Source organism: Niastella sp. (assembly GCF_045805085.1).
Classification (GTDB): Bacteria; Bacteroidota; Bacteroidia; order Chitinophagales; family Chitinophagaceae; genus Niastella.
The window spans coordinates 1-21381 of the sequence record NZ_JBJMLX010000500.1 but is presented as its reverse complement, the minus strand read 5'-3'; the positions used below and the strand labels follow the sequence as shown (position 1 = coordinate 21381).

The following is a 21381-nucleotide window of genomic DNA, read 5'->3' as shown; positions in this document are numbered from 1 at the left end:
GGCGGTCTTGTTATTTATAGTTCGTTATATCTTGCCGAAAATAGCGTAGTTTCGCTAATCAATTAAATTTGAAGCAGATGAGAAAGAAAATGCTTTTTTTCTTTATGCTGGCGCTCCCTTCGCTGTCCTTATTGGCGCAGCCGAAATTAACCGTTGCGGTGGCCGCCAATATGCAATACACCATACAGGAGCTGATTACAGAATTCAATAAAACAAACAAAACGACAATCGATGTGGTGCTGGGCGCATCCGGAAAGCTCACCCAACAGATCCTCAACGGCGCCCCCTTCGATATCTTCATCTCTGCTGACGCAGCATTTCCGCAAAAACTGGCCGACAACCATTTCACGCTCGAAGCACCTAAAGTGTATGCACAGGGGTTGCTGGTATTATGGAGTATAAAACCAACCATTCAGCCGGCAAAGGACCTAAAGCTGTTAGTAAGCCCCGGCATCAAAAGCATCGCCATTGCCAATCCCAAAACTGCGCCTTATGGGAGCGCGGCAGAAGCCATTCTGAAGAAATATAACCTGTACAGCATCGTTTCATCGAAACTGGTAACCGGCGAAAGCATTACGCAAACCAGCCAGTTCATTGCCACCCAAAATGCCGACATTGGCTTTACGGCCAAATCAATTGTGATCTCCAATGAAATGAAAGGCAAAGGCAAATGGGTGGAATTAAACACCGGCGATTATCCACCCATTGAACAGGCTGCCGTTCTGCTGAAACATGCAAAGCAAAACAATGAAGCGGAAGCCAAAAAGTTTTATAATTTCCTGTATTCCGTAAAGGCAAAAACCATTTATAACAAATTTGGGTACATTGTAAAATGATAGCGTTAGCTCCTTTATGGCTTACCTTAAAACTGGCGTTGAGCACAACGCTTATTTTGTTTATTATAGCGGTTCCAATAGCCAACTGGTTGAGCGGCGACAAGGGCTTTTTCAAAATAATTGTTCAGGCCATCGTGAGCATGCCGCTTGTTTTACCACCTACGGTGATCGGTTTTTATTTATTGATTGCTTTTAGCCCGGCCTATTTTTTTGGCCACTGGTTGGAAGAGCGGCTGGATGTACGGCTGGTATTTTCATTTTCGGGGTTATTGATCGCGTCGGTCATTTACAGTTTTCCCTTTATGGTGCATCCCATACAATCGGGTCTTTCCTCCTTATCGCCCAGTTTAAAAGAAGCAGCTTTTTCATTGGGAAAAACCAGGTGGCAAACGCTTATCCAGGTATTGCTGCCGAATATAAAACCATCCCTGCTCACCGGCATCGTGCTCACCTTTGCCCATACCGTTGGGGAGTTTGGCGTGGTGCTGATGATCGGTGGTAATATGCCCGGTAAAACCCGTACAGCCTCCATTGCCATTTACGACGAAGTAGAAGCATTCCATTACTATAATGCGAATGTATATGCAGGCATTTTGCTGGCGTTGTCGTTTGTAATATTACTGGTACTCTATTCGTTCAATCGCAAAATGCAGCAGACAAAATTTTACTGATAGCTATGATCAATTTTTCTTTGCAAAAAAATTTACATACCGCTGCGGGTGAAATGCAATTAAATGTAAGCGCCCGGATCGAACGCGGGCAATTTGTGAGTTTATATGGGGCATCAGGAGCTGGCAAAACATCCATACTGCGCATGCTGGCCGGGTTTATGAAACCTGATAACGGTTTTATTAATGTGAACAATGCCGTTTGGTACAACGCTTCGGCAAAGAGAAATATAGACCCGCAGCAACGAAGGATTGGTTTTGTTTTCCAGGATTACGCCTTGTTCCCCAATATGAATGTGCGGGAAAACATCTTGTTTGCCTTGGGGAGAAATGAATCCTCCGCTATTGTGGATGAATTACTGGATGTAACCGGGTTGACAAATCTCGCAGCAAGAAAGATCCAGACGCTTTCCGGCGGCCAGCAGCAACGGGTGGCGCTGGCAAGGGCCATAGCCAATAAACCAGCCATTTTACTGTTGGATGAGCCATTGTCGGCCATTGACAACGAAATGCGCTTATTCCTGCAGGATACTTTAAAAGAAATACACCAGCGGTATAACCTGACCACCATCCTGGTAAGCCACAATGCCCAGGAGATCATCAAACTGTCGGATGTTGTGATTCATCTCGATCAGGGCCGGTTCCGGCAACAAACAACCCCCGCCCTGTTTTTCCAGAACGGAAATGAGGCCGCCAAAATAACAGGGAACATCATCTCGATCGATGAGAACGGCAACGCCGTTGTTTTAATTGAGAACCGGCTGGTAAGTGTGCCGGTGTCAGCAGAAAAGCTGACTACCAACGACCGGGTTGAGATCTCCTGCAGCAATATAAAAGCCGCCGTTTCAAAACAAGGGAAATAATTACAACTAACCGGGAAATAGACTCATAAGCGATCCCTCTTTTCCATCGCACCTTTGTATCGTTGAAACAAACAAAAACACTCAACAACAAATAACATGGAAAAGAGATCATTAAAGAACATCCTGGTGGCAGCCACCCTGGCCATCTCTGCCACAACCGCCACAGTAACCGAAGCAGATGCCCAACAAGTTAAAAACGTAGTATTGGTACACGGCGCTTTTGCCGATGGTTCAGGCTACAAAGGATTGTATGACGAACTCACCAAAAAGGGATACCATGTAACGGTTGTTCAAAACCCGCTGTCGTCACTGGAAGATGATGTAAAAGCAACCAGACTGGCCCTTGATAAACAGGACGGCCCTACCATTCTGGCCGGTCACTCCTGGGGCGGCGCGGTAATTACAGAAGCCGGCAATCACCCCAAAGTAGCAGCACTGGTTTATATTGCCGCGTTCCAACCCGATAATGGCGAATCGCCACTGAAATGGATCCAGACAGCACCTCCGGCTCCCGAAAATGGCATTCTGCCTCCCGATGAAAATGGAATCCTTTATTTCAGCAAGGAAAAGTACCATGCCGGTTTTTGTGCCGACCTGAGCCAGGCAGAAGCCGATTTCATGTACGCATCACAGGGCACCTTTTACGCCAAAGCATTTACCAGCAATATTACCGATGCCGCCTGGAGACATAAACCAGCCTTTGGCATTGTAGCCACCGAAGACAAAGCAATTGTACCCGACATTCAACGGAATATGTACAAACGCTCCAATACAAAGATCACTGAAATAAAAGGCAGCCACGTGGTATTTATATCACAACCGGCAAAAGTAGCCGCAGTGATCATTGAAGCAGCGAAATCGGTAAGTAAATAATTAAAGAAGAAAAACCACCATCATAAGGCCGTTCCGGTAAATGCCGGGATGGCTTTTTCTGTTTAAGTGTACAAGGTTTCCTGCCTTAGTTTAACCTTTTTGTAAGAACGATGTATCTTAGCCGTTAAAGAAGCAATGTGAGTATTCATTTAAAACATTAATGCCCTGAAACATTTATTTTTTTGTTTTGCATCCTTTATTGCAATAAGCGCCACGGCCAAACCTGTATTGCCCCTGGTATTTGGCGATCATATGGTATTACAACGAGATAAGCCGGTATCCGTTTATGGTAAGACCGCAGCGGGTGCTCCGGTGAAATTGATCTTTGGTAACCAGGTGAAAGAAGGTGTAGCTGGTGCAGATGGATCTTTTCAGCTTCTCCTCGATGCCATGCCCGCAAACAGCAATGGCCAATCACTTTTCGTGATCAGTGGAGATACTGTTGAATACAAAGATGTACTGGTAGGTGAAGTTTGGCTTTGTTCCGGACAAAGCAATATGGAGTATACCATGAATAGAAGTGCTCATTGGTATAAAGCTAAACGATCTCAGGGGCTTGATTCAGTGCAGGTGAGCCAGGAAAATAATCCCGCCATACGGCTGTTTCTGGTGCATCGCGATCTTAACAAACCAACAGATCGCAATAAAGGATGGCAAAGAGCTGAAAATCCCTGGGTAGGTCAATTTTCCGCAGCTGGTTATTATTATGCCCGGGAATTGCAATCGCGCTTGCATGTACCTGTAGGCATGATCGCAGCCTCTGTTCCCGGCTCCGCTATTGAGCCGTGGCTACCGGCACGCCAGGCGGCCCAGAACAAAGATTCGGTAGAACCTGCCGGCAAATTTTTCTCCGGCCTTATTCAACCGCTGGCGCCTTACACGATAAAGGGCTTTCTCTGGTACCAGGGCGAAACCAATTGTATGTTGAACCAGCGCTCAGAATACACCCAGAATATGAAATTGCTCATTACAAGCTGGAGAGCGCTTTGGAACAATGACAGCCTTCCCTTTTATTACGTGCAGATTGCCCCATTTAACTACAGTCATTCGAAAGGCAAGATGCAACAGAATGACCGCAGCATTGCTTTCTTCCACGAGGCCCAGGATAAAGTGCTTGGTATTACAAAGAATACCGCCCGCATCATTACTACCGACCTCGCGGATAACCTTGAAGATATTCATCCAACCTACAAATGGGAAATTGGAAAGCGACTGGCCTGGCTGGCCCTTGACCACACCTATCAGATAAAGCAGGTTTCGGAAGGCCCGCGCATTGATAAGGTGAGTTTCAAAAACCATCAGGCCCGGGTAGATTTCATGAATTATAAATCAGGACTTGTAGTGCATGACGGCAACAAGATCACAGGCTTTGAACTGGCGGCAGCGGATGGTAAATTCTATCCGGCCACAGGAGTAATTAAAGGGAAAAAATATGTACAGGTAACTGCCCCCGAAGTTCCAAATCCTGTGGCGCTGCGATTTGCCTGGAAAGAAGATCTGCAACCGAATCTTTTTAATAAGGCCGGTTTACCAGCAGAGCCATATCAAACAAGTGGTGCTGAAACTGTGGAGCGATGAGATAGGGAAAGTCAAACTTTTGCAATTGGTCAGACAGTGACTGACCAATTGCATTTTGGTGCAGCAGGTTTTGTAATTTGGCCGTCGCTGACGGCCAAATTGGTTTGTATAGTTAAATCAATCTCCGTAATTGATCGCTGTCAGGCAGCACTTGTTGAATTTCGGCTGGGGGGTCGCATGAGTTCATAAATGTAGCAACTCCCATTGGAGTATTCATGTGTCTGATGGAGTATTGCACAATGGCATCGTGTTTTTCTTTACAAAGAATGATACCAATACTTGGAAGTTCATCCTGAAGTTTGATTTTATCATCCAACACATTCAGGTAAAAATGTAATTGGCCAGTATATTCGGGCTTGAAACGATCTTTTTTGATCTCAAAAGCTACCAGCCGTCGTAGGATACGATTATAGAAAAGCAAATCAATTGAAAATTCATGACCTTCCACATCCAGCCGAAACTGGTTGCCGATAAAAGCAAATCCTTTTCCCATCTTCAGAATGAACTCCGTTATATTGGAAACGATGCTATTTTCTATTTCATTTTCGTTATCACCATCTTGCAGTTGCAAAAAGTCCAGCAAATATTGATCTTTAAAAAAATCGCCTGCGTTCAAACTTGCATCTGGATGGATTGCAGTATCAAAATTGTGGTTCAACTTGCCGTTCTGTCTAAAAAGGTCTTCTTTAATATAATGCTCAAGTGTCGCTACCGTCCAAAATTCCGTAGCTGCACGGTGAATATAAAAAAGCCGTTCTTCATACGCCTGACATTTGTTTAAGAGTAGCACATGATGCGTAAAAGTGATACCCATAAAGCTCCTTAGGGTCAAATCATCAACTACAGTCTCACTGATTGCATTTTCTGTTGCTTTTAATTTGGCAGTTGACGACTGCCAAATTACATCCACCACATTATCAATGACTTGCAATTTGGCCGTTAACAACGGCCAAATTTCTTCTACACTATAAGACTGGTAAAATTGTCGCATGTTCCGCAGATTCCGGTCAGAAAATCCCCGCAGTCTAGGCATTTCCTTTTTTAGGTCTGATGCAATCTGAGTTATGACATTAGAGCCCCATTGTTGCTCCTGAATTTTCCTGTCAATTAATGCACCTACACTCATATACAGCTTTAATTGCTCCTGATTGGCTAGTCGGGCTGCTATATACCGACTATGCGAAATCCTTGATTTAATGTCCTGTATTAATTGGAGGTAGTTATTATTTGTTTCCATGTTAGATTGTTTAATGGTTATACTAAAAACAACTTCCCCAACGATCTGTACTAACCTCATCCCATATCTTTTTATTCGGTATCCTCTTCAGTTCAAAAGTGAACCGGTATGAATACAAAAATGTACCACTACCCAGATTCCCTTTGCAGTCCGGACGGGATATGTGCGGCCGTTATAATGCTCCCGGGGACGATTTTACGTTTAAAAAAGAAAGCCCTGCTGGAAAAGGATTCAATTTTAGTATTTTTATACAAATAATCTGTATGCCTGACAAAAATTTGCTACCGGAATTCGATAGCATCAAAGATGATGCGGAAGAGATTTTATGGACTGATAAACCGAAGTTTATTCCGTATATGATAACTGCGTTGGGTTTAGGAGTCGGCGTTTTAATTTTTTTTGGCTTTTCTTATGCTATGACAAGGAATGCTTTTAATGAAAGCGGCAGGAATGACAATTTTTTCACATTATTTCTGCTGCTTCCCGTTGCTTTTTTCCTCTTTAATTTTCTAAGTAAACTATTTTCATATAGCAATACGAGGTATGCTTACAGCAACAGAAGGGTGATGATAAGAAGTGGATTTATCGGTACAGATTTTAAGATCATCGACTACGATAAAATCTCCGACATTCAAATATCTGTTAACTTAGTTGAACGCCTGTTTAATGTAGGCACTATAAGATTTTACAGCGGTCGAACGGAGTCGGATGAAGGGACAATCATAAAGGTATATGATCGTTGGGAAGCAATCGCCAATCCGTATCAAGTATTCAAGCAATTGAAGACGGTTTCGGTTGATATAAAAACAGAATATCAGTAATCCTCAGTAGTTAATACCACCTGGGTGCCGGGGCTATTCACCGTTTTATTATCTTCTGCAGAAATGAAGATCCTGCGTGGTTTGTAGGCAGAAGATGTATTCATAGAAGCCTTATACCCTCGCGCATTTTCCGTGCGCAGGATGAAAAAAACAGGATCATTATACTCAAAACGCACAAACTACTAATTCTTATCATAAACCCATTTTAATCATTTACGCAATTTATATTCCAGGCATGACCTATAAAAGCATCCCCCAAAGGCTTCCCACCTCATAAAAAAATAGAGATCAACACTGTTGTGATGATCTCTACAAACTATTAAAACGCTTTCTTCTAATTCACCTTATAAACAGCCACGCCCCTTGGCCGTACCGTATTTTGCACCGGCAACTGCATGGGTTCTTCCTGCTCTTCCAATGTTCCATCAGGATTTACTGACAACACATGCAGGTAATTGTAATTACCTATATTGAAATCGGGGTTGGCATGCTGACTCACCACGTACAGGAACTTTCCGTTCGACGATAAACCCATTGACATACATCCGCTGGATGTAACCGTATAAGTGCCGCCAAAAATTGTATAAGTTGGACCTGCATTCTTCAAGGTAAGCTTTTGCAAAGAATTGGGTGCAACAGCATTTGAAGAGTTGTATACGGATACCGAATTTTCGTCTGAATTCAACACATACAGATGATCGCCGGTTGTATTGGTACGTACGCAACAGGCGCCAGCCCCGGCTTTTATATAGCCTTGCACCTGGGGACGGTAAGGCCAATACGGAATTGCATTCGGAACTGAATTTATTGCCCACAGATCTACCACGCCACCTTCAGTGCCCCTTGAACTGGCTACATATACTGTATTGCCCGATGGACTTTCCCAGATCCCTTGTGGCCGGGCGCTTCTCGAAATAGTGCTCGTAAGCTCGCTTAACCTACCGGTATTGCTGGTAGTATAAATCTCAGTAACCAAATGAACTGGCCCGTTTACACGTAACCCAAGGTACCAGGTTGTATATACCAACCCATATTTCTTACTTACCTGTACGGCAGCAGGAGAAGCACCAGCACTAACTTCCATAGTGTCAACAGGGGTAAGTGATCCGTCACCCTCCAACCTGAATACAGTAGTATTGGGCTTGGAGGAAGTGGGCGTTATGGGGTTCTGGCTTTTGTTGATCACATACACATATTGCTGCCACATATCTATACTTACCGGCGTTTCGCCACCCGATGGAAAGGGGGAACCGGGCACCGGCGACAAAGTGCCATCTATATTTATTTTAAACACCGCAATGGTATTGCTGCCTGAGTTAACGGCCAGCAGGAATTGTTTATCGTTCGTGATCCTGATCTCATTATCTGAATTGTTAGGCCCTTCTATTTGTTGGGGATTGCCAATACCTGATCCACCCGTAAAAAAAGGCCCACCCAGGACCGGTGTCAGTTTCCCATCGCCATTATTCCGGTAAGCAATAATAGCATTGTCGCCTTTCAGATAGTTATTATTTTGAATGTACACCACTTCTGAAAAGTGGTCATGAAAAGGAAGTTTGTTACAGGAAACCATCATAACAGTAATGGTACCCATCAACCATACAGTTTTTCGCATACTGGTTAGCATGCGCAGTTCATACAACTTGTGCATATATTTTAAGTTTTAAAAAATGGCGTGGTGATCGCTTCAAACCTGGCAGGTATACAGGCGGAGAAGTTTTAAAAGGTAAGTTTGTTGCTGCAATTTTAAGACCGCGGCACACAAACGGGAAATGATGGTAAACGTAGAAATCTGTACCCGCACCAAACAGGCAAATGGGAACAAATGGTGAACAGGCGCTTTTAACATCAAATCAATTATCTTTATACAAATCAGGTCGTATGGGAATAACAACTGCTTGCCCGCCCATTCCAAAACGTATTACAATGCTCCTGTTTGCCTGGCTGCTTCCGGTTATATTACTGGCGCAGGACCCATGGGTTGTTTCTGCTGACAAAATAGATCCTACCAATTATTATGGCGAAACCGTCGCCAATGGCATGATCGGTATTGTTTCTTCCCCCACTCCATTTAAAGTAAAAGATGTGGTGCTGAATGGCGCCTTCGATCTGTATGGGCGGGGCAGAGTAAGTAACATCCTCAAGACATTCAATTTCGTTAACATGCGGCTGTTCATCGACGATAAAGAGATCGGGCGTTTTAACCAGGTGACGCATATGTCGCAATCGCTCGACATGAAACATGCAGCGCTCACCACCCGGTTCGAATTTGAAGATAAAGCCGATATTCAGTATTCTTATTATTCGCTCCGCCAGCTGCCGTATTCAGCGCTTGTAGATGTAAGGATCATGGCTAAAAAAGATATCGAGATCATGCCGGCCAGCGTTATGGAAGCACCCGACATGCTCAACAGCGTTCAACCGTATTACAACCAGATAGACAGGCCGCATGTGTCCATTTCATTACTAACCTCCACGGCGAAAAGTCCTACCGGCAAGTTGTTCATTGCCGCCAGCAATAGTTTTTTATTTGATGAACCGCATGGCAGCGAACCAGCCCTTATTCATGAACTATGGGACAACAACATGCACCTGCTGAAATTCAAAATGAAATTAAAAGCCGGGGAAAGTTATCATTTCGCCATCGTTGGTTCCACCATCACCTCCGCACAGCATGATGATCCATTGAATGAAGCGGAACGACTCACCTTGTTTGCCACACTGGAAGGTGAAAAACGATTGCTCGACCATCATAACAAAGCATGGGACGAACTGTGGAAAAGCGATATCCTTATCGCCGGTGATTCGGCTACGCAACAACAGGTGCACAGCATGATCTACCACCTGTATGCATTTGCCCGGGCGGGCAGTAGTTATGGATTGTCGCCCATGGGCCTGAGCGGCCTGGGTTATAACGGGCACTCCTTCTGGGATACGGAGCTCTGGATGTTCCCCGCGCTGCTGTTGCTGCAACCTGCCATTGCTGAGTCATTGCTCGACTATCGCTTCCTTCGCCTCGAAGCCGCCCGGCACAATGCCTGGTCACATGGCTACAAAGGCGCTATGTTTCCCTGGGAAAGCGCCGCCAGCGGTAATGAGGAAACCCCGGTATGGGCCTTATCAGGGCCTTTTGAACATCATATCACTGCAGACATTGGCATTGCTGCCTGGAATTATTACTGTGTTACCCAAAATAAAGACTGGCTGCGTCAGAAAGGCTATCCCTTACTGAAAGCTACAGCCGATTTCTGGGCCAGCCGCGTGGAAAGGAACGGCCCCGGTCATTATGATATCAGGAACGTGGTGGCTGCCGATGAGTGGGCCGAGAATGTCGACAACAATGCGTTCACCAATGCCGCCGCCAAAGCCAACCTGCGCTATGCCACCCAGGCTGCCACCTTATTGGGACTTACCCCCGATCCCGACTGGCAAACTGTTGCCAGCAACATTCCCATTGAAAAATTTCCCGATGGCGTTACCAAAGAACACAGCGCCTATGCCGGTGAAAAAATAAAACAGGCCGATGTTAACCTGCTGGCCTATCCGCTTACGGAGATCGCCAACAAGGATGCCATCAAAAAAGACCTGGACTATTATGAAGGCCGCGTGGGCGAAGGCCCGGCCATGACGCATGCCATCTTCTCAATTTTGTATTCCCGGTTGGGCATGCCCGACAAAGCCTTCAACGCTTTTAAAAACGGGTTCACGCCTAACCTGTTACCACCTTTTGGCGTAATTGCAGAAACCGCCGGCGGCACCAATCCCTATTTTGCCACAGGCGCCGGTGGCATGTTACAGGCGATGTTGAATGGTTTTGGCGGACTGTCCATTACGCCCACTGGTATTGTACAGCTAAAAACCAGTTTACCTGCTCCATGGAAATCGCTTACACTTACGGGCATAGGCGTCAATAACACCACTTATTCCGGCAATCAGGCCGTAAAAACGGCTAAACCCCATGGGCGCCATAAAGGGTGATTTTCACCTTTTATAATGTGTTGTAAGCAGTAAATCACTGCAGTTACAATTTCTTTTAACTTGTTATCCGTGCAGATTTTGACAATAAGCGCGTTGATTTGGTCAATAACTGTGCAAAAAAGCCAGCTATCGTTTCCGGCTGGCCGCCTGCTGCTTTTTTTCTCTGAAAAAAGATATTATCTTACCCCGGAAATATACTGGTTCCCCTAAACCTTAAGTATTATTTGTGCCACGAAACCCCCAATTAACCGACTTGATAATGAAGGCAAGATCCGTAGCCTGCTGTATTGCCATTTTATTATGTTCACTTACCAACACTTACAGCCAGTCCACTTGTCCACCCAATCTTGATTTTGAAAACGGCAATTTTGATAACTGGGAATGCTTTATTGGAAACGTTGATACTGTCAATGGAAAAAACAGGATGAACCTTTACCCGTCAATGCCACAGGGCGACAGACACCAGATCATCTCTGCTGCCAGCAACCCGGGAAAAGACATGTATGGCGGTTTCCCAAAGATCTGCCCCTATGGCGGCAATTATTCCGTAAGGCTGGGTAATGAATATACCGGCGCCCAGTGTGAAGCCATTTCATATACCTTTCAGGTACCCAATACAATTGATACTTTTACTTTCACTTATTTTTATGCAGTAGTACTGGAAGATCCGCAACATGACCCGCCGGAACAACCCCGTTTTTTTGTAACCGCTTATGATGTAAATACCGGCGATCTTATCAATTGCGCGTCATTCGACTATGTTTCTACCGCCGGCCTGCCCGGTTTTCTGCCGTCGCCGCTCAATTCCCAGGTTTTATATAAAAGCTGGACGCCCACTTCGCTGCAATTTGCCGGCATGGGTGGTCATAATGTTCGTTTGGAGTTTCGTACGGCCGACTGTACCCGCAGTGGCCACTTTGGCTATGCTTATCTGGATGTAGCCAGCGCCTGCTCAAACATCCTGGCTACAGCGCCGTATTGTATAGAAACAAACTCATTGATCCTCGATGCCCCCTTCGGGTTTCAAAATTATACCTGGTACAACTCAACATTCACGCAGGTAGTAGGCCATGGCCAGTCAACAACCTTAAGTCCGCCACCGGTAACTACAGGTCTTTTTTATGTTGATGTGGAGCCCTATCCGGGATTCGGCTGCCGTGATACTTTACAGGCTTATGTACAACCGTACCCCGTGCCTGATACGCCACATGCAGACACTTCAATAAAATATTGCCAGTTTGATGTTTCAGATGCACTGGCTGCATCCGTTTTGCCGGGGCATGAATTATTGTGGTATACCACACCCACAGGCGGCATCGCCACTAATACAGCGCCCAACCCAGGCACTACCCTGCCCGGCTTAACGCAGTATTTTGTTTCGCAGAAAGCACTGTATGGTTGCGAAGGGTTCAGAAGGAAGATCAATGTAAATATTACCGCCACACCAAACGCTTCATTCGGTATTAATGATCTGCGACAGTGCCAGTTGGGCAACAACTTTATTTTTACGAGTACCGCCACCAATCTGGACAACCCCGTGTACACCTGGGAGTTTGGAAATGGGAAAACGGATACCCTGACCGCCAGGACTACCAGTTACAAGTATCCGGCATTCGGTAATTACACGGTGAAGTTCAAAACTACCAACACCAGTATAAGCACCTGTTCAAAAGAAGTGTCGCAACAGGTGGTAGTGGTGCCTCAACCAACAGCTTTATTTTCATACCCTGATCCCATTTGTGAAAGTCAAAGCACAATAGCCTTAACCGACAATTCTACTGTGCCACCAGCTTTTACGACTGTTAATAAATGGTGGTGGAATATCAATGGTAATATTGTAAACACCAAAACGCCATCGATGTTTTTGGCGCCTGCCGGCGGACCGCTTCCGGTAAAACTCGTTGTTACTACCCCTGAAGGCTGCGTGTCAGACACCTTCAGCAGAATATTGAATGTACACTTTCATCCGCTTGCGGAATTCAAATACGGGGACTTGAACCTGATGTGTAATAATGAAATTATCCGTTTCAAAGACCTGTCAACCATGCCATCCGCGGCAGCGGGAGAAACCGTTGTTAAATGGAATTGGGCCTTTGATAACACGGTAACCAATAGCATACAAAACCCGTCCTTTAATTTTAATGCCGGTACGCACACGACATCGCTTATCTCAGAAACTGCTTATGGTTGCAAAAGCCTGCCCGTGGCGCATACTTTCGACATCTTCCCTAAGCCTGCTACCAGGATGGAAGTAAGCGATTCCTGCATCCTGGTTCCCGTAACCTATACGGCTATAGATGTATCGGGAACCGTAGTGGGCTGGAACTGGGATTGGGGCATCTACCCGAGAGACAAATATAGCAGTAGCATTGTAAGAACTTATCTTACGAAAGGCAATTATTCCTTAACTCTGATTGGTAAAACCGACAAGAATTGTAAAGACACCATCATTCGCCCGATCACTATTTTCGACAATGAATCCTTTGCCGGACCCGATTCTTCAGCACCCTATAATGAACCCATTGAGTTGGATGCGCATGGCGAACCCAATATGCAATATGCCTGGTCGCCTTTAACGGGTTTGAACCGGGGAGATGTGGAGCACCCTGTAGCTATACTCGACCACGACCAGGTTTACCAGGTATACACCGTTACTGACAAGGGTTGTAGAAAACAAACAAAGGTGTTGGTTAAACGATATGCAGGACCTGAGTTATACGTTCCCACCGCGTTCACTCCCAATAGCGATGGAAAGAACGACGTGTTTAAGGTGATCCCTACCGGGATTAAATCATTTGGTTTCCTGGCTATCTATAACCGTTGGGGACAGCTACTTTTCCGCACCACCGACCAATACATGGGTTGGGACGGAAACTTCAATGGCCTGAAAGCAGATGCAGGTACCTTTGTTTATATTGTAACGGCCGTTGATTACAAAGGAAGGCCCATGAACAAAAAAGGGACATTTGTTCTACTAAGATAACAAGGCACAAAAGCCCCCTCCCTGCCTCCTCCCAATGCGGAGAGGTTGGTGGGGGGCTTTTTTATTATTACTTTCGCTGCAACTGAAATCAACATATTAAATGAGATCAACCCACGTCTTAATTCTGTTGGGATTACTGGCAGCCTGTAACTCACAACCAAAGGAAAAAGAAACCGACACACCATCCGCCCCTAAAATAGAACCTATTGCCTGTTATCAGTATGCAACTGCAGCCGATACCATTACCCTTAAACTGGTGAATATGGGCGGAAATGTAGGCGGTGCGCTGTTCTATAACTTAAAGGAAAAAGACAGGAATGCAGGCACCCTTACTGGCACCCTTCGAAACAACATCCTGATAGCTGAGTATACTTTTAAGTCTGAGGGAACCGAATCAATCAGGCAGGTAGCGTTTAAGAAAACCGGCAATGCATTTATTGAAGGCTATGGAGAAACTGTTAACGTAAACGGCGTGGAGAAGTTTAAGAACGTTGACTCCATTGTTTACAGTTCTTCCATGAAATTGCAGGAGATCCCCTGTAAATGATCTGCCATTGTTATTGCAAGGTCTTTTTGGGTACGCCTTCAAAAGTTATTGTAACCGGTTTAATGAATCCCTTTTCATCAAACTCCATTTTATCAATACAGGTTACCCGGTGATTACCGTCGGTTTCGCCAAGAGGCCGGCGGTGATACACAATGTACCAGTCATTGCTCCCCGGAATTTGAAGTACTGAATGATGACCTGCCCCTGTAGCCACGGCCGCATCCTGTTGTAGTACGGTGCCAATACGCTCAAACGGACCAAACGGGGAATTGCCAATAGCATAAGCTACCCGGTAATCAGGACCCGTCCAGCCACCTTCGCTCCACATAAAATAGTACTTGTTGTTGCGGATAAACATAATGGGCCCTTCTACATAGCCTTTGGGCGTGATCTCCCTGAACGTGTTCCCATCTTCAAACGGCACCAACCCGGTAAAATCATTTTTCAGTTTGGTGATGTTGCAATGTCCCCATCCACCGTAGATCATGTAATACTGTCCGTCTTTATCATGCAAAACAAACTGATCAATAGGTTGTGCCTTGTTTACAATTTTATCGAGCAATGGTTTACCCAGGTAATCTTTAAACGGTCCTTCTGGTTTACTGGCAACCGCTACTCCAATGCCGCCGGACTGTTGCTCGTTTTGAATGTCATTGGCGGCAAAAAACAAAAAGTATTTCCCCTCCCTGTGCACGATCGCAGGCGCCCACATGGCCCGCTTCGCCCATTTGATAGCAGCCGTATCAACAATGTGTTCATGTTTGGTCCAGGTAACCAGGTCTTTTGACGAGAATGCATCTAAAAACACCTGTTGGTTATAAGGCGCCGAATAAGTAGGATAGATCCAGTATTGTTTGTTAAATATCGCGCCCTCCGGGTCGGCATACCAGCCGGGGAAAACAGGATTGCCCGACGTTTTTTTACCGGTTGCCTGCTGCGCCTTCCCTGCCGACCAACTGATAACAAGCCCCGTAAATAACAAAGAAGGAAATATGAGTTTTCTCATGTTTATTGATAGTTGCAGTGAAATTAGTGCAAAAATTATTTTGCATTTTCCTGTATTCATTTTTAAAATCATGTCAAACCTGACGAAAGTCAGCTACCAGGCAAAAGCTAAATTATATTTTGCGTTTGATAATAAGATCAGGAAAATGAATACAGTAGTGAAAATAGATCCGCTTTCGTCCGTTTCGGATATCGTAAAAAACGATTACCGCACTGCCGAGGTGTTTCGGAAACATGGCATTGAATATTGTTGCGCCGGCAAATGGCCTTTACAAATGATCCTGGAATCAAAAGACCTTGACGCTGCAGCAATAATAGAAGAACTGGAACTATCAATACATCCTGTTGGCAGATCTCATAGCCTGCCGTTTGAGAAATGGGATATTGATTTTCTAATCGATTATATCATCAACATTCACCATGCTTATCTGAAAAAGGCATTGCCCGACACAAAAGAGCAATTGGAAAAGTTTGCGGAGGGCCACTATAAAAAATATCCTGAGCTAAGAGAACTGGTGTTGGTATTCAAAAACCTCACCCTCGAAATGCTGCCGCATATGCAACACGAAGAAGACATTATCTTTCCCTACATCCGGCAAATTTCCCACGCGTTTCATAATAAAGAATCCTATGCAAGTCTGCTGGTTCGAACGTTGCGTAAACCGGTAGAAAATGTAATGCATCATGAGCATGAATCGGTGAATAAGGTACTTGCCCAAATGCGGCAACTGACCAACTCCTATACCCCGCCTGAGCATTCCTGTACCAACCACCGGGTACTATTTTTGAAATTGCTGGAAATAGATACCGACCTGGCGCAACACATGCACCTGGAAAATGTCATTCTTTTTCCCCGGTCAATTGAAATGGAAAAAAAGCTGCTTTTTTTGTAAGTTCGTTGCTATGAACAATATAGATGCCACTCACCTGTCTGCCCTGTTTGTGCATGCTACGGAAGGCATTGTGCTTACCAATGGCGAAGGGGTTATTGTGTTGATAAACCCCGCCGCACAACGAACTTTTGGTTATAACGAAACCGAAATTATCGGTCAGCATGTGGAAATACTGATCCCCAACCGCATTAGCAGGCATCACGTGCAATTACGGGAAGGCTTTTATCATCACCCCCAGCACCGGGTTATGGGTCACGGGCGCGATCTGTATGGAAAGTGCAAAGACGGATCGGAGATCCCGGTAGAAGTGAGCCTTAGTTTTTATAAACGGGAGGAAGAATTGTTTGTAATTGCTTTTATTGTCGATATCACCCACCGCAAAAAGATAGAACAGAACATCCTGCAGCAGCAAAAACAACTGGAAGAGATGACCAGCGATATGCGAAAGCTGAATGCTGAACTGGAAAGCAAGGTGGAAGAAAGGACCATGATCCTGCAAGAAGCCCTGCAGGAGTTGGAGAAATCACAAAAAAGTTTACACGAGGCGCTGGATAAGGAAAAAGAACTGAATGAAATAAAATCCCGGTTCGTATCCATGGCTTCGCATGAATTTCGCACCCCGCTCAGTACGGTATTGTCATCTGCGGCGCTGGCTTCCAAATACAATCAACCCGAAGACCAGGATAAAAGATTACGGCATATCAATATCATCAAGGATTCTGTTAAACACCTGAACGATCTGCTCGAAGATTTCCTGTCACTGGGTAAACTGGAGGAAGGAAAAGTTCACATAAAAACCGAAACCTTTGAAGTTACCCCTTTCCTGCAGGAAGTGATAGAAGAAATAAAGGCCATCAACCGGAAAGACCAGCAAATTCACCTGACCTGCCCTGGCGACGGGTTATTTATAACTGATAAAAAGTTATTAAGGAACATCCTTATAAACCTGTTAGGCAACGCCATTAAATTTTCACCGGAAAACGCCAACGTATGGGTGACCGTTGACCTGCACAACCAAAACCTGGTGTTATCGGTAAGAGACGAGGGTATTGGCATTTCTGAGGATGACCAGCAACATATGTTTACCAGTTTCTTCAGAGGGCGGAACGCCATCAACATTCAGGGAACCGGTTTGGGCTTACATATTGTAGCCCGGTATGTTGGTTTATTGCAGGGAAAGATCCATTTAAAAAGCGCCCTGAATAAAGGCACTACTATAACCATGGAATTGCCCGAACTGAAAGAAGATCAATGACAGGAAATAACGTGACCGGGAACATCGGCAATAACCGGACTGATAAATGGAATGCCGAGGTTACATCCGCGTAAAATTAATATCACCGCCATGGCCACTACTACATAGGGCATGGCGGCTTTCATTTGTTGCCGCACCGGCATTGTAATGCGCAGGCCAAAGATCCCCAGGGCCAGCATGGCAGGCAAAGTGCCCACACCAAAGAGAAACATAAACAACACACTATTGAACACCGTATTGGCTGTTACCGCGCCGGCAATGGCCAGGTACACCATACCACAAGGTAATAATCCATTGGCCATACCCAGCAGAAAATAACCGCTTATGTTGTTCGATCTCAAAAACCGGAGCATGAGCTGTTGTATGCGGAGATGTATTGATTGCATCCACTTAGGTTGAGCGGATGCCTGTTTATAAAAATAGTTCATCGCCAGCACCAGCATCACTATTCCTAATATAATGGTAAACCACCGCTGAAAACCGGCCAGGTAAATTCTACGGCCCGCCAGTCCCAGCAATGCTCCTAACAGCGAATAGGTTATTATCCGTCCGGTATTATATAAAAAAATAGCCAGTACCTGTTTCCATTTGTCCATATGCCGAACAGGCAGTGCCAGCATCAGCGGGCCACACATGCCTATACAATGCAAACTGCTTATAAGTCCTAACACCAACCCTGCTGCTGCTATCGACCACATAAATTTTAATGTATGGTTACATATTCTTCTGAATAATATTGCTGTCCTTTGCTTTCCCACCTGACCTTCACCGTATAACTGCCAGGGAAGAATTGCCTGCTGTTGATGGACTGTACTCCCTCCGCATTGGGGTTTAGTGCTATCTGCCTGTCGTGTTTGGCGTCAGGTGCATAATAAAACAAGATAGTCCCATTCACAGAGGTGTGCTTCATTTCGTTTGGCAATTGCAGCACGATCTCATTTCCGCGCTGGGTAATACCTATCTTATTTCCCAGCTGATTGGCCCTGCTGGCCCCATCGATCACCTGTTGGTACGATAACTCCTCTTTATAATAGTCTGTTGAAACCAGGTCGTAATTGGTTTTTACACAGCGGTACACCAGGTACGACATCATACCTACAAAAACCAGGAATACCAGCATCACTTTATGTCCCCAATTCAGTGTCATAATAATTTGTTTTATGGTTCAATAACTTGCCCATCCGGATCCGCCAGTTAGCGGGCCGTGCCCGTCGGAAGCTTTGGCGTAGGCGGGCCAAGGAAATTGGTGGCAATCACATCTACTTTCTCCTTGCCATTATATAACGCAATTCGAATAGGTTGCTTGCGGGCGTGAATGCTATTACCAGGCAGCACCACAAAGAAAGTACCTGCTCCCTGTCCTTCTTCTTTTACAGAAATGGCCTGGTGTTCGCCGATAATTTCTATTCGCCCGTTAATGCCTTCGAGTTTCAGTTGCAGCGGCACCCGGTAAATGGTTTTATTGGCCACTTTTATATTGTACAGGTTTGATATGCTATCAGCGCCCCGTTGTTGGTACAACATTCCGGGGGTGCGCATTACGGTAGCATCAATGTCCTTTCTGGTAGATAACAAAAAGCCCAGGATCACCAGCAAACCGGTCAATAAAACAGTATACAGTTTCATCCGGCCAGTGAAACGCAATGGCTCGCGGTTCCCGATGCCATTTTCCGATGCATACCTGATAAGACCAAGGGGTTGATCGATCTTTTCCATAATGGCATTGCAGGCATCGATACAGGCCGTGCAGCCCACACATTCCAGCTGGTTGCCGTTACGGATATCTATACCGGTAGGACATACCTTCACACATTGCATACAATCGATACAATCGCCCAGGTCGCGGGTCACTTTCTTGTTATATTTCCCCCTGGGTTCGCCGCGTTTATGGTCATACGCCACGATCATGGAGTTGCGGTCCATTAACACGCCCTGCAGGCGGCCATACGGACAAACTACCGTACAAACCTGTTCGCGAAAAAACGCATATACTGCATAAAAAATAACCGAGAAAATCAGCATGGAAAATAGCCCACCGATATGTTCTGAAACCGGCTCCCTGATTATTTTTCCCAATTCTTTGATGCCGATGATATAGGCCAGGAAGAAATTGGCAATGATGAACGCCATCCCGTAAAATACTATATGCTTACTGGCCTTCTTTGCTATTTTCTTTCCCGTCCAGGGCGCCTGGTTCAGTAACCGTTGTTCGGCAGCATTGCCTTCGATGGCATATTCAATTTTTCGAAAGAACATTTCCATGAAGATGGTCTGCGGGCAAACCCAGCCGCAAAACAAGCGGCCAAAGGCGGCAGTGAACAACACCACAAACACAATGAATGTAACCATGGCCAAACCGAAGATGAAGAAATCCTGGGGCCAGAACACCTTACCAAAAATGATAAAATGCGCTTCCGTTACATCAAACAGAAATAAGGGCCGGCCATGCACATACACGAATGGCAATGCAAAGAACAGGACAAAAAAGCCCCGGCTTATCCAGGTACGCCAGGAATATAATTTACCGACGGGCTTTTGCGCATACACCCATTTCCGTTTACCGGCTGCATCTACGGTCGCGATCCTGTCGCGAAACGATTCTTTCTCTTCTGTTAAAATGGGTAATATTTTAGATTCAGGTTTCACTATCTAGTTTTTAGAGACTTCAGCTACTTTATTACTCACCGAATCGGTTTTACTGGCTTCTTCCTGGTACAGATCACCCTGTTTTGGTTTACCATTGGGCGGGTTTGAACCATGGATGGATTTAATATAACTGGCAACCTGTGCAATTTGAATGGGCGACAGCTCATCTTTCCAGCTGCGCATCCCTTTTTCGGGCCAGCCATACTTAACGGTTTTGAAAACGTCTTTAATGCCACCGCCGTGGAGCCAGTAATCATCGGTTAAATTCGGTCCTACAATACCTTCCCCGGCTTTACCATGACAGGCAGCGCAATTCTGGCTAAATACTTTTTGTCCGGCTTCAAGATCTGCCGCTGCTGTTAACTTCTTTATAGTGTTCTCATCAACGTTATTGGCCGATCTCTTCAGATAGGCCGCTTTTTGCACTTCAGCCTCGTTCATAGCAATCTGCAATTCTTCTTTACTCAATGGAGCAGTATGAGAAATATGGTAACGCCAGATATAAATGCCTGCAAAAAGAATGGAAACATAAAACCCGTACAGCCACCATGGTGGTAAGCGGTTATCTAACTCGCGGATGCCATCGTAATCGTGTCCCAGGTCAAGATCTGCTTCCTGTTCAATCGGCTTAAACTTGTTCAGCTTATGCCACACACTGATACCGGGTTTTAATTTGAATGCGGTTGCCCCCGCAGTGCTTTCCTGCAATTTTGTTTTTCCCAGGAAGACGCGCAACTGGTATAACAACACAAACACCACCAGTAATTCTACAGCGATCACCCCCACCATAAAATAAAAAGTAGTAGCAGACAAACCATTATAAGGATCGGCCGTTTGCACCGCCGCAACCGGGGCCGCTGCATCCTGAGCAAACGAAGGCGCCGCCATCAGCAACAAGGCAATAATGGATAGTGCCTTAAGGCTGCTGCCGGCGGCTGTTTGTTGCTCATTTTCTTTCTGCTTTTTATAATAATAACCGGCGGCGCCTGTTACCACATTGGCCAGCAAACCAATAGCGAGCAACAGGATAGCCATTATAATTATCATTGTTACTACAAACGGATCATACAGGGAAGATTCTTTAGGGGGATGACCGCCTCCCTCCGCCATTACAAATGGCGCTGTCAATAAAAAGGCGGTCCCTGCAGCAACTGCTTTACGCATACAATACAATGTTTTAAGGTGGTTAGTCTAAAGG

Annotated in this window: 18 protein-coding genes; 11 read left to right on the top strand and 7 right to left on the bottom strand. The window is 45.3% G+C overall.

Features of this window, described 5'->3' with window-relative positions; genetic code table 11:
• Nucleotides 1–77: 77 nt before the first annotated feature.
• The 5 genes from modA to ACJ751_RS26265 all read left to right on the top strand — a co-directional run bounded on the left by modA (nt 78) and on the right by ACJ751_RS26265 (nt 4818).
• Nucleotides 78–836, top strand: coding sequence for a molybdate ABC transporter substrate-binding protein (gene modA, locus ACJ751_RS26285; protein ID WP_407748510.1), 759 nt, complete (start codon nt 78–80; stop codon nt 834–836).
• Nucleotides 833–1507 carry a molybdate ABC transporter permease subunit gene (gene modB / locus ACJ751_RS26280; RefSeq protein ID WP_407748509.1) on the top strand — a complete coding sequence of 225 codons (675 nt, stop codon included), beginning with the start codon at nt 833–835 and terminating at the stop codon, nt 1505–1507. Before modA ends, modB begins: the two co-directional genes overlap by 4 nt.
• Nucleotides 1508–1512: 5 nt before the next feature.
• The gene (locus ACJ751_RS26275) at nt 1513–2367 is read left to right on the top strand and encodes an ABC transporter ATP-binding protein (protein ID WP_407748508.1); all 855 of its coding nucleotides are present in this window, start codon (nt 1513–1515) and stop codon (nt 2365–2367) included.
• 96 nt (nt 2368–2463) lie between these two features.
• Nucleotides 2464–3240, top strand: coding sequence for an alpha/beta hydrolase (locus ACJ751_RS26270; protein WP_407748507.1), 777 nt, complete (start codon nt 2464–2466; stop codon nt 3238–3240).
• Between the two features lie 252 nt (nt 3241–3492).
• Nucleotides 3493–4818 carry a sialate O-acetylesterase gene (locus ACJ751_RS26265; protein WP_407748506.1) on the top strand — a complete coding sequence of 442 codons (1326 nt, stop codon included), beginning with the start codon at nt 3493–3495 and terminating at the stop codon, nt 4816–4818.
• Between the two features lie 112 nt (nt 4819–4930).
• Here ACJ751_RS26265 and ACJ751_RS26260 read toward each other — a convergent pair whose 3' ends face one another.
• Complete coding sequence (locus ACJ751_RS26260; RefSeq protein WP_407748505.1) at nt 4931–6055, bottom strand: YhcG family protein; 1125 nt, start codon at nt 6053–6055, stop codon at nt 4931–4933.
• A gap of 263 nt (nt 6056–6318) precedes the next feature.
• Between ACJ751_RS26260 and ACJ751_RS26255 the strand changes: the two genes are divergently transcribed.
• Complete coding sequence (locus ACJ751_RS26255) at nt 6319–6876, top strand: PH domain-containing protein (protein ID WP_407748504.1); 558 nt, start codon at nt 6319–6321, stop codon at nt 6874–6876.
• Between the two features lie 334 nt (nt 6877–7210).
• On the opposite strand, the gene ACJ751_RS26250 is transcribed toward ACJ751_RS26255, so the two are convergent.
• The gene (locus ACJ751_RS26250) at nt 7211–8527 is read right to left on the bottom strand and encodes a lactonase family protein (RefSeq protein ID WP_407748503.1); all 1317 of its coding nucleotides are present in this window, start codon (nt 8525–8527) and stop codon (nt 7211–7213) included.
• 230 nt (nt 8528–8757) lie between these two features.
• On the opposite strand from ACJ751_RS26250, the gene ACJ751_RS26245 reads away from it, so the two are divergent.
• From ACJ751_RS26245 to ACJ751_RS26235, 3 genes are all read left to right on the top strand, one after another.
• A complete protein-coding gene (locus tag ACJ751_RS26245; protein WP_407748502.1) occupies nt 8758–10854 on the top strand; it encodes a glycoside hydrolase family 65 protein in 2097 nt (698 codons plus the stop codon).
• 259 nt (nt 10855–11113) lie between these two features.
• Nucleotides 11114–13837 carry a T9SS type B sorting domain-containing protein gene (locus ACJ751_RS26240; RefSeq protein WP_407748501.1) on the top strand — a complete coding sequence of 908 codons (2724 nt, stop codon included), beginning with the start codon at nt 11114–11116 and terminating at the stop codon, nt 13835–13837.
• Nucleotides 13838–13937: 100 nt separating this feature from the next.
• On the top strand, nt 13938–14384 hold the full coding sequence (locus tag ACJ751_RS26235) for a hypothetical protein (RefSeq protein WP_407748500.1): 447 nt from the start codon (nt 13938–13940) through the stop codon (nt 14382–14384).
• Between the two features lie 10 nt (nt 14385–14394).
• Here ACJ751_RS26235 and ACJ751_RS26230 read toward each other — a convergent pair whose 3' ends face one another.
• Nucleotides 14395–15390, bottom strand: a complete 996-nt coding sequence (locus ACJ751_RS26230; RefSeq protein ID WP_407748499.1) for a glycoside hydrolase family 43 protein — start codon at nt 15388–15390, stop codon at nt 14395–14397.
• Between the two features lie 70 nt (nt 15391–15460).
• Here ACJ751_RS26230 and ACJ751_RS26225 point away from each other — a divergent pair, with 70 nt between their 5' ends.
• Nucleotides 15461–16282, top strand: coding sequence for a DUF542 domain-containing protein (locus tag ACJ751_RS26225; RefSeq protein WP_407748498.1), 822 nt, complete (start codon nt 15461–15463; stop codon nt 16280–16282).
• A gap of 10 nt (nt 16283–16292) precedes the next feature.
• Nucleotides 16293–17537, top strand: a complete 1245-nt coding sequence (locus tag ACJ751_RS26220) for an ATP-binding protein (protein ID WP_407748497.1) — start codon at nt 16293–16295, stop codon at nt 17535–17537.
• Here the strand turns inward: ACJ751_RS26220 and ACJ751_RS26215 are convergent.
• From ACJ751_RS26215 to ACJ751_RS26200, 4 genes are read right to left on the bottom strand one after another with little or no spacing between them, the layout of a single operon-like run.
• Complete coding sequence (locus ACJ751_RS26215) at nt 17531–18235, bottom strand: sulfite exporter TauE/SafE family protein (protein WP_407748496.1); 705 nt, start codon at nt 18233–18235, stop codon at nt 17531–17533. The two genes, ACJ751_RS26220 and ACJ751_RS26215, sit on opposite strands and share 7 nt — an antisense overlap.
• A 5-nt stretch (nt 18236–18240) precedes the next feature.
• Nucleotides 18241–18684, bottom strand: coding sequence for a FixH family protein (locus ACJ751_RS26210; RefSeq protein WP_407748495.1), 444 nt, complete (start codon nt 18682–18684; stop codon nt 18241–18243).
• Between the two features lie 47 nt (nt 18685–18731).
• Nucleotides 18732–20183: a cytochrome c oxidase accessory protein CcoG gene (gene ccoG / locus ACJ751_RS26205; protein WP_407748494.1), complete on the bottom strand. Its 1452-nt coding sequence runs from the start codon at nt 20181–20183 to the stop codon at nt 18732–18734.
• 3 nt (nt 20184–20186) lie between these two features.
• Nucleotides 20187–21347, bottom strand: coding sequence for a cbb3-type cytochrome c oxidase N-terminal domain-containing protein (locus ACJ751_RS26200; protein ID WP_407748493.1), 1161 nt, complete (start codon nt 21345–21347; stop codon nt 20187–20189).
• Nucleotides 21348–21381: the final 34 nt, after the last annotated feature.

Excerpts from the sequence above, each read along its gene's own strand:
- ACJ751_RS26235 (WP_407748500.1), top strand. The coding sequence starts at position 13,938 with ATGAGATCAACCCACGTCTTAATTCTGTTGGGATTACTGGCAGCCTGT.
- modB (WP_407748509.1), top strand. The coding sequence starts at position 833 with ATGATAGCGTTAGCTCCTTTATGGCTTACCTTAAAACTGGCGTTGAGC.
- ACJ751_RS26240 (WP_407748501.1), top strand. The coding sequence starts at position 11,114 with ATGAAGGCAAGATCCGTAGCCTGCTGTATTGCCATTTTATTATGTTCA.
- ACJ751_RS26215 (WP_407748496.1), bottom strand. The coding sequence starts at position 18,235 with ATGTGGTCGATAGCAGCAGCAGGGTTGGTGTTAGGACTTATAAGCAGT.
- ACJ751_RS26275 (WP_407748508.1), top strand. The coding sequence starts at position 1,513 with ATGATCAATTTTTCTTTGCAAAAAAATTTACATACCGCTGCGGGTGAA.
- ACJ751_RS26250 (WP_407748503.1), bottom strand. The coding sequence starts at position 8,527 with ATGCACAAGTTGTATGAACTGCGCATGCTAACCAGTATGCGAAAAACT.
- ACJ751_RS26225 (WP_407748498.1), top strand. The coding sequence starts at position 15,461 with ATGTCAAACCTGACGAAAGTCAGCTACCAGGCAAAAGCTAAATTATAT.
- ACJ751_RS26245 (WP_407748502.1), top strand. The coding sequence starts at position 8,758 with ATGGGAATAACAACTGCTTGCCCGCCCATTCCAAAACGTATTACAATG.
- ACJ751_RS26210 (WP_407748495.1), bottom strand. The coding sequence starts at position 18,684 with ATGACACTGAATTGGGGACATAAAGTGATGCTGGTATTCCTGGTTTTT.
- ACJ751_RS26265 (WP_407748506.1), top strand. The coding sequence starts at position 3,493 with ATGGTATTACAACGAGATAAGCCGGTATCCGTTTATGGTAAGACCGCA.
- ACJ751_RS26220 (WP_407748497.1), top strand. The coding sequence starts at position 16,293 with ATGAACAATATAGATGCCACTCACCTGTCTGCCCTGTTTGTGCATGCT.
- ACJ751_RS26270 (WP_407748507.1), top strand. The coding sequence starts at position 2,464 with ATGGAAAAGAGATCATTAAAGAACATCCTGGTGGCAGCCACCCTGGCC.
- modA (WP_407748510.1), top strand. The coding sequence starts at position 78 with ATGAGAAAGAAAATGCTTTTTTTCTTTATGCTGGCGCTCCCTTCGCTG.
- ACJ751_RS26200 (WP_407748493.1), bottom strand. The coding sequence starts at position 21,347 with ATGCGTAAAGCAGTTGCTGCAGGGACCGCCTTTTTATTGACAGCGCCA.
- ACJ751_RS26230 (WP_407748499.1), bottom strand. The coding sequence starts at position 15,390 with ATGAGAAAACTCATATTTCCTTCTTTGTTATTTACGGGGCTTGTTATC.
- ACJ751_RS26260 (WP_407748505.1), bottom strand. The coding sequence starts at position 6,055 with ATGGAAACAAATAATAACTACCTCCAATTAATACAGGACATTAAATCA.
- ACJ751_RS26255 (WP_407748504.1), top strand. The coding sequence starts at position 6,319 with ATGCCTGACAAAAATTTGCTACCGGAATTCGATAGCATCAAAGATGAT.